This window comes from Nocardia sp. NPDC059764 (assembly GCF_042732555.1).
Taxonomy (GTDB): Bacteria; Actinomycetota; Actinomycetes; order Mycobacteriales; family Mycobacteriaceae; genus Nocardia.
The window spans coordinates 1-7,618 of the sequence record NZ_JBHWHH010000259.1 but is presented as its reverse complement, the minus strand read 5'-3'; the positions used below and the strand labels follow the sequence as shown (position 1 = coordinate 7,618).

9 protein-coding genes are annotated in these 7,618 nt (G+C 67.5%); 4 read left to right on the top strand and 5 right to left on the bottom strand.

Translation table 11 applies throughout. The features are described 5' to 3' along the window. Window positions 1-47: 47 nt before the first annotated feature. Window positions 48-788, bottom strand: coding sequence for a hypothetical protein (locus ACFV4K_RS33540; RefSeq protein WP_379280318.1), 741 nt, complete (start codon window positions 786-788; stop codon window positions 48-50). Window positions 789-969: 181 nt separating this feature from the next. On the opposite strand from ACFV4K_RS33540, the gene ACFV4K_RS33535 reads away from it, so the two are divergent. Then, a complete protein-coding gene (locus ACFV4K_RS33535; protein WP_379280317.1) occupies window positions 970-1,236 on the top strand; it encodes a hypothetical protein in 267 nt (88 codons plus the stop codon). Between the two features lie 29 nt (window positions 1,237-1,265). Here ACFV4K_RS33535 and ACFV4K_RS33530 read toward each other — a convergent pair whose 3' ends face one another. Next, window positions 1,266-2,201, bottom strand: coding sequence for a cutinase family protein (locus ACFV4K_RS33530; RefSeq protein ID WP_379280316.1), 936 nt, complete (start codon window positions 2,199-2,201; stop codon window positions 1,266-1,268). A gap of 399 nt (window positions 2,202-2,600) precedes the next feature. Between ACFV4K_RS33530 and ACFV4K_RS33525 the strand changes: the two genes are divergently transcribed. Further along, the gene (locus tag ACFV4K_RS33525) at window positions 2,601-3,392 is read left to right on the top strand and encodes a helix-turn-helix domain-containing protein (protein ID WP_379280315.1); all 792 of its coding nucleotides are present in this window, start codon (window positions 2,601-2,603) and stop codon (window positions 3,390-3,392) included. A 10-nt stretch (window positions 3,393-3,402) separates the two neighbouring features. On the opposite strand, the gene ACFV4K_RS33520 is transcribed toward ACFV4K_RS33525, so the two are convergent. Next, window positions 3,403-3,888, bottom strand: a complete 486-nt coding sequence (locus ACFV4K_RS33520; RefSeq protein WP_379280314.1) for a nitroreductase family deazaflavin-dependent oxidoreductase — start codon at window positions 3,886-3,888, stop codon at window positions 3,403-3,405. A gap of 56 nt (window positions 3,889-3,944) precedes the next feature. Between ACFV4K_RS33520 and ACFV4K_RS33515 the strand changes: the two genes are divergently transcribed. Next, on the top strand, window positions 3,945-4,541 hold the full coding sequence (locus tag ACFV4K_RS33515) for a TetR/AcrR family transcriptional regulator (RefSeq protein WP_379280313.1): 597 nt from the start codon (window positions 3,945-3,947) through the stop codon (window positions 4,539-4,541). 162 nt (window positions 4,542-4,703) lie between these two features. Here ACFV4K_RS33515 and ACFV4K_RS33510 read toward each other — a convergent pair whose 3' ends face one another. Continuing rightward, window positions 4,704-5,009, bottom strand: coding sequence for a zinc ribbon domain-containing protein (locus ACFV4K_RS33510; RefSeq protein ID WP_379280312.1), 306 nt, complete (start codon window positions 5,007-5,009; stop codon window positions 4,704-4,706). Beyond that, window positions 5,006-5,836 carry a hypothetical protein gene (locus tag ACFV4K_RS33505; protein WP_379280311.1) on the bottom strand — a complete coding sequence of 277 codons (831 nt, stop codon included), beginning with the start codon at window positions 5,834-5,836 and terminating at the stop codon, window positions 5,006-5,008. Before ACFV4K_RS33505 ends, ACFV4K_RS33510 begins: the two co-directional genes overlap by 4 nt. Window positions 5,837-6,128: 292 nt before the next feature. On the opposite strand from ACFV4K_RS33505, the gene gndA reads away from it, so the two are divergent. Then, a complete protein-coding gene (gene gndA / locus ACFV4K_RS33500) occupies window positions 6,129-7,571 on the top strand; it encodes an NADP-dependent phosphogluconate dehydrogenase (RefSeq protein ID WP_379280310.1) in 1,443 nt (480 codons plus the stop codon). The last annotated feature ends 47 nt before the right edge of the window (window positions 7,572-7,618 follow it).

Here is a 7,618-nt window from a genome sequence, read left to right as displayed (position 1 = left end):
CGCTCACTGATGTGCGGGACCACCGAGGTGGTCCCGCAGATCTCCGGTCAGTGGCAGTCGTGCTTGAAAGACAACCGCTCCGACCAGCGCTGCGAGGTCGGATCGTAGGCCTGGATATAGGAGTCGTCGCCGCCCGTGCAGGGCGCGTGGAAGCCGGACTTCGGATCCCACATGGTGGTCTGGTAGCCGAAGGAGGCGCCCGCGTAGCCGTTGTGCGGCCCGGCCTTCACCGTGTACGTGGCCAGCCGCGTGCCGTTGTTCCGGTTCACGATCAGCGTGACGGTCCCATTGTCGAAGTGATCACCATTGATCTTGAACTGCGCTCCGGCGTCGGAGACCGCGGTGCACACGTCGCCGTCGCACTTGTTGCCCGCGGTGTAGGTGGTCAGCCAGATGTTCAGCGACGCCTTGCGGGCCGCCGCCGCGGCATTGTCGTCCTTGGCCTGATGCCGCACGGCCGGGGTGACGCAGACGACGTCACCGTTGTAGGCCTCCCGCCAGACGTAGCCGTTCACACAGGTATTGGGCCCGTACGCGCCGCCGCCCGCTTTCCGGGCCGCGGCCGCGGCATTGTCGGCGCGCGCTTGATCCCGGGTGCCGGGGCTGACGCACACGTGGTCGGCCGAGTTGGCCTCCCGCCACACATAGCCTTCCTGACAGGTGTCGGGCCCGTAGTCGCCGCCCGCGTTGGCGACGGTGAGGCTGCCGAACAGACCGAGACTGGCGGAACCGACGACGGCCGCTGCGAGCGCGGCGCGGGCGGCGGTACGGGCGTGAGTGGCGATCATCGGTGCGGTTCCTTCGTATTCGAGAGGTGGTGTGCACCGAGAGTGCGGGCGGCTACCAATGAACGACCAACGAGAAACTCATGGCCGCGAACGGCCGGTGGCCAGCAGCAACAACTCCCCGACGGGAGCCTGTACCGGGATACCGCTCCGCACTCCATTCGGTATCGGTCGCAGTGAGCCGTTGCCGGGCGTCGACCTGAACGTCCCGAACCCGATCGATCCGGGACCGGAAATCGATCGGTTCGTCGACGTCCACGCCCGGGTGCGCGGCGAACGCGACAGCTCCGGTTTCCGGCGGCGACTACTGTCCGGCGCAACCGATTCCGACGAACGGATCCTGCGCTACTGGAGCCTGACCGGAGAGGTGACGGGCGCCCTGACGACCGGCGCCGCGCAGCAATGGCTGCACGGCGCGTTGGAACGGTCGGTGGGTGGTGGGTCGGAGTAGCTGGTCCGGCCCACCGGAACGGCTGGGGATCAGTGCGTTTCGCCCGCGGTCTCGGCCAGCCAGTTGCGCAGCCAGACCGTGGCGGTGGTGCCGTTGCTGTCGACGACGTACCGCGGATACGACTGGTGCACGCCCGAGTCCAGGAAGTCCTGGACCTGCTTGATCCACTGCTCACTCGCCGGGTGGTCGCCCGGCGCGTTGAGAATGGCGGTGCCGCCCTGGACCAGGGCCTCGGACAGGATGGACTGGAAGGTCAGCGCATAGCTGGGGATCTGCACCGGGTCCTGGGCGGTGAGCTGGGTGAGCAGCCCGGCCGAGCGGCCCGCCAGGTCGTCGGTGGGGACCGAGCAGTACAGGTCGCCCGCCGCGCAGAAGGTGCGGACCCGCGGGCTGAGCCAGCCGAAGCCGCCGGCCCGCGCACCGCCCGCGCCGGTGCCGGCCACGTGCGGGCCGATCAGGGCGTCGGTGGGGGAGCGGCGCGGATCGGAGACCAGTCCGACGGCGGCCACCCGATCGGGCGGGACGACGCCGAGGCCGGTGCCGATCTCGGAGGCCAGGTCGCCCGCCGCGTCCGCGCCCTGGCTGTAGCCGATGAGCGCGAAACGCGTTGCCGCGCATCGGGCGGCCATGGCGGAGATGAGCCCGCGGGCATTGCCCACGGCCTCGTGCTTGGAGCGGCCGTAGACCTCGCCGTCCCAGGGGAAGGCGGTCGCCGGATAGCTGACGTAGTCGGTGCGCACGGTGCCGGGCAGGCCGCGCGTGACCTGGGCGAGCATGCCCTGTTTCGGATCGTCGACGGAGGTTTCCCAGGTGCCGGGGACGGCGATCACATTGAGGTTGGGGCAATCCGCGGGCGCGGCCTGTGCGCCGGGTACGCCGGTGGCCGTGAGGATTCCGGCCGCGGTCGCCACCGCCGCGAGCGCGCTGCTCGCCGTTCTGAAGACTCGGGTAACTCGAAAGGACAAGGTCCACACCCCTTGTTCGAATCGTTCGGACGATTTCTCCACCGCATGGTCGGTGCCGGGGGCGGCACGTCGAGCAGAACATACCAAAGGTGGGGGCCGGTCTCGAGATTGATTGCGCGGGAAACGCCGAGAACCGGACGGATGGGATAATTGACACATGTACCAATTGCCCGGCGTGGCGGCGTGCGGGCGAAATCCAATTCCATTGTGCCGCGCCGATTTCACCAAGGTTGATTCGCGGGATGATGGCTGATTCCTCATTGCTAGCAATCGACGCGCCGCCCGACGGTAGGACTCCAGGCCCGATTATGTGGGAGTATTCCGTCCGGGAGAAGTTCTGGCAGTGGTCGCGGACGCTGAGCCGTCGATTCGCTACAGGGCAGGAGGGAACCGGCGGATATGAGTATCCGGACAACGAATATCGGGGAACATCAGGACATCGCGCTGCCCACATTCGGAGATGTGTTGCGGCGGCTGCGAGATCAGCGCGGGCTTTCCCGGGAGCGGCTGGCATTCTCGGCCGGGGTCAGCGCCAGTTATGTCACGCAGTTGGAGAAGGGCGGGAAAGCCAAGCCCGCCCAGGCCGTGGTCGACGCGCTCGTCAGATGTATGAATCAGCGGAATCCGTTGTCGGACACCGAGCGTCGTTATCTCTACGATTTGGCCGGACTCACCGGCGCCGGATATCCGACGGTCGCGGAGTTGAAGAGATCGATCAGCGCCGACGCGCTGCGCATGCTCGCCATGCACCGGTCCAAGCTGGCGGCGTTCTACGACACCCGCGGCAATGTGCTGGCCGGGAACATCGAATGGGCGCAGGCGTTTCCGGGGCTGGCCGAGAACGGGAATCTATATCGGTGGATGTTCGCCGATCCGGCGGCCCGGCGGGCGATGGCCGATTGGGAGGCCGATGTGCGGCAGTCGGTGAGCTGGCTGCGCGGGATTGTGGGGTCGCTGACCGATCCCACCGTGTTCGGCGATCTCCTGCGCGAGCTCGGCGAGTTCGCGGAGTTCCGGCGCTTCTGGTCCTCCGGCGATGTCGGGTTCGCTCCGCCCGTGCGGACCATGCGATTGCGCGATCGGGGCACGGGCGAGCTGACGCTGTACCGGATCCAGGTGGGCATGCTGGATTCCGTCGCGTATCCGGGCCATATCGTCGCCACGGTCGGATTGCCCACCGGCGTCGTCTGATTGATGCCGTCTAGTTGATCGGGGTCAGGATCACGACCGGGATCTCGCGCTCGGTCCACGCCTGATAGGTGTCGAAGTCGGCGTAGGCCTCCACCAGTCGCGGCCAGAGCCGGGCGCGCTGCTCGGCGTCGGCGGTGTGGGCGCGCACCGCGAATCGGTCGCGGCCGATCTGGATGTGGGTGTCCGGGTTCGCGCGCAGATTGCGGTACCACTGCGGGTGTTTCGGCAGCCCGCCCTGCGAGGCCACCACGATGGTGTCCGCGCCGTCGCCGATGTACAGCAGCGGGACCGTGTAGACGGTGCCGGACTTGCGGCCGCGGTGCTCGAGCAGCAGCGTCGGCACCGGTTTGCGGAAGCCCGCGCCGATGCGCCATTTCCCGCCGATCCGGCCGCCGGTGCGGCGGTAGATCCAGACCTGCGCGCGGCCGGTGTATTTGAAGATCTTGGGCAGGACCGGGGAGTCGAGTTGCGGGGGCCGCGGCGGGGTGGTGGTCATGGGCTTCCTTTCACGCCCCTCGACCATACAGTCAGGACCAGGTGTATGGTCAAGGCGTGCGCACGCATGGATGGTCCGGATCAGCTCCCGCCGACGACGCGGAGGCGATCGACCGCATCGTGGCCGCCGCCCGCCGCGCCATCGACCGCTCCGGCGACGAGTTCAGCATCGCGGAGGTGGCCCGCGACCTCGGCATCACCCGGCAGACCGTGTACCGCTATTTCCCCAGTGTCGAAACACTTCTGACGGCGACGGCCATCGCGCATACCGAGCAGTTCCTGAATGTGCTGGCCGAGCGGCTCGGCGATATCCGGGATCCGGCGACCGCGGTGGTCGAGGGCATCGCGTACACACTGGAACAACTGCCGGAGGAGAAATACCTCGGTTTGTTGCTGCGGCCGGGACGAGCCAGCGCCTTCTCGGCGGGCGTAACCTCCGACACGGCAAGGTCTTTCGGCCGTTCGATCCTGGAACGCTTCTCGGTCGATTGGGTCGCGGCCGGACTCTCGGGCGCCGTCCTGGACGAACTCGTCGAGCACATGCTGCGCATTGTTCAGTCATTCGTCATCGATCCCGGCCGCCCGCCGCGCCGTGGCACCGAGCTCCGCGACTATCTGTCGAAATGGGTTGCGCCCGCGTTATCTCCGCGCTGAATGCGGCAACGCGGCCCCGCGTGCCGTTTCCGATGTGAGTGGTCTGGGCCGGCAGGAGGTCAACTACCCAGCCTGGACGGGCCGGGCTTGCAACTCCACCCCCGAGCTGGCTGCCGGGGAGCGGGCTACGTCCAACACCTGGGAAGGTGCAGGGGCGGTCGACTACGCCCCGCTACCCCACTGTTTCGCCGCCAGGGCGGCGATGTTGTGGGAAGCATTCCGGTCAGCGTGTTCAACGAAACCGCATGCCCGGCAATAGAATTTGGTCTGGCTAGGGCGGTTCGCCCGCTCAGCATGCCGACACTTCCTGCAGGTTTGGGAGGTGTAGGCGGCGTCCACGAATACCAGGGCAACACCAGCGCGGCGCGCCTTGTATTCGATGAAAGACCCGAGCTGGCGGAACGCCCAGGAGTGCAGTGTGACCCGTTGGGGCTTGCGGAGCCGTACCCGCTCACGGATGCCGGTCAAATCCTCGAGACCGATGCCGTGTTCGGTGCGTTGTGCCTCGGCCCAATGCTTTTACTGATTCGGTGGTTGATATCGGTCACGTGGCGGAATTCTCTGCGCCGCTGCCGTTTCAAGACGCGTTTCGCGGCCTTGGTGCCCTTCACCTGCAACTTCCGCCGTAGCTGCCGATGCCGTTCTCGGTGGCGGCGGAGTCCCCGCCCTGCTGCCCGGTACCCGGTGCTGGTGGTCGCGATGTTCGCCAATCCGAGGTCCACTCCGATCCAGCCGACAGGTTCGGGTATTTCGAGTTCCGGAACCTCGCAGGTGGCATACAGGAACCACATCCCGTTTCGGGGGATGAGATCGGTCTCGCCCTGCCGGTACAGTCGCAGGGATTTCAACTGATCTGCGGATCCGGTGTAGCGGACGTTCTTCATCCGGCCCGCGGTGGTCCAGATGGAGACGGTTCTGGCGTCGTATTGCCACGACAGGCAACGATCGTCGAATGGTTGGGCGGCGTCGTGTCGGAAGCGGATCGGCGAGTTCTCGACCTGCTCGCGGCGGCGGCTGCCTTTCGGCCCATAGTTCCCGGCATTCAAGTGTGCAGCGCGAGTTGTGTAAGCGTCAGCGACTTTGCGGATTACGTGCAGCGTGGGCTGCGACGCCAGGCCAACTGCCTTGACCTGCGAATAGTATGCCCGCTGCAGCTCGGTCCGGCTGCGCCTGGAGATGGTCTGTGCCTGTGCGGCGAGCCATGTCGCCGCGGCGTTTGCGGTGTGGATCGTGGTGGCCAGTGCAGCGGCTTGCTCCAGGGTGGGGAGCAACCTGATCTGAACAACCAGCTTCACGCGGTCACTGTATCGGCGCAGTGGTATTGGCGGCCAGGCGTTTTCGGCGTGGTGTGCCGCCGAACCGCGAGTTGCGCGGCGCGTCTCGGGTGACTTGTGGCTGTGTCGTTCTCCGGCCGCCGTGCGCGGGTCCCGGCCGGGAGGCCCGGCCGGACCGCTCACCGTCGACGCCGCGCTGAAGGAGAAATCGGGCGTGCGGTAGAAAAGGTGTGGCGTCGTGGACGCATTCCGCTGATGCCGCCGCCGAGGAGACTTCGTGCGGTCATCGACATCTGAACGGAGAGGCTGTTTCATGGCGACCTCGGAAGCGCGCGCCCAGATCGGCGTGACCGGCCTGGCGGTCATGGGTAGCAATATCGCCCGCAACTTCGCCCGGCACGGCTACACCGTGGCCCTGCACAACCGCAGCATCGGCAAGACCGACGCCCTGATCGCCGAGCACGGCGGTGACGGCGACTTCGTGCGCACCGAGACCGTCGAGGAGTTCGTGGCCGCGCTGGAGAAGCCGCGCCGCGTGCTGATCATGGTGAAGGCGGGCGACGCCACCGACGCCGTCATCGAGGAGCTGGCCGCGGCCATGGAGCCCGGCGACATCATCATCGACGGCGGCAACGCCCTCTACACCGACACCATCCGCCGTGAGGCGGCCATGAAGGCGCGCGGCCTGAACTTCGTCGGCGCCGGCATCTCCGGTGGTGAGGAGGGCGCGCTGAACGGCCCCGCCATCATGCCGGGCGGCCCGAAGGAGTCCTACGAGTCGCTGGGCCCGCTGCTGGAGTCGATCGCCGCCCAGGTCGACGGCGTCCCCTGCTGCACCCACATCGGCCCCGACGGTTCCGGCCACTTCGTGAAGATGGTGCACAACGGCATCGAGTACGCCGATATGCAGCTCATCGGCGAGGCCTACAACCTGTTCCGCGACGCGCTGGGTTTCGACGCCAAGCAGATCGCCGACGTCTTCACCCAGTGGAACTCCGGTGACCTGGAGAGCTACCTGGTCGAGATCACCGCCGAGGTGCTGAACCAGGTCGACGCGAAGACCGGCAAGCCGCTGGTCGACGTGATCGTCGACGCCGCGGAGCAGAAGGGCACCGGCCGCTGGACGGTCAAGTCCGCGCTCGATCTCGGCATCCCCGTGACCGGTATCGCCGAGGCCGTCTTCGCTCGCGCGCTGTCCGGCTCCCGCACCCAGCGCGCCGCCGCGAAGGGCCTCGCCTCCGGTGTCCTGGGCGAGAAGCCCACCGACGTCGCCGAATTCACCGAGGCGATCCGTCAGGCCCTCTACGCCTCCAAGATCGTCGCCTACGCCCAGGGCTTCGACCAGATCGCCGCCGGCTCCGCCGAATACAACTGGGACCTGCACCCCGGCGACCTGGCCACCATCTGGCGCGGCGGCTGCATCATCCGCGCCCGCTTCCTCAACCGCATCAAGGAAGCCTACGAAGCCGACCCGACCCTGCCGTCCCTCATCCTCGCCCCGTACTTCCGCGAGGCCATCGAGACGGCCATCGACAGCTGGCGGCGAGTGGTCGTCGTCGCCACCCAGCTCGGCATCCCGGTCCCGGCCTTCGCCTCCTCGCTGTCCTACTACGACGGCCTCCGCGCCGAGCGCCTCCCGGCCGCCCTCACCCAGGGACAGCGCGACTTCTTCGGCGCCCACACCTACGAGCGCATCGACGCCGAAGGCAAGTACCACACGCTGTGGAGCGGCGACCGCAGCGAAGTCCCCGCGTAATTCGCGGCAGGACAACCGGTCTCACCTGAAAAGGCGGGGCAGGCGCC

Coding starts and splice junctions, on each gene's coding strand:
- ACFV4K_RS33540 (WP_379280318.1), bottom strand. CDS start 788: ATGATCGCCACTCACGCCCGTACCGCCGCCCGCGCCGCGCTCGCAGCG.
- ACFV4K_RS33525 (WP_379280315.1), top strand. CDS start 2,601: ATGAGTATCCGGACAACGAATATCGGGGAACATCAGGACATCGCGCTG.
- ACFV4K_RS33520 (WP_379280314.1), bottom strand. CDS start 3,888: ATGACCACCACCCCGCCGCGGCCCCCGCAACTCGACTCCCCGGTCCTG.
- gndA (WP_379280310.1), top strand. CDS start 6,129: ATGGCGACCTCGGAAGCGCGCGCCCAGATCGGCGTGACCGGCCTGGCG.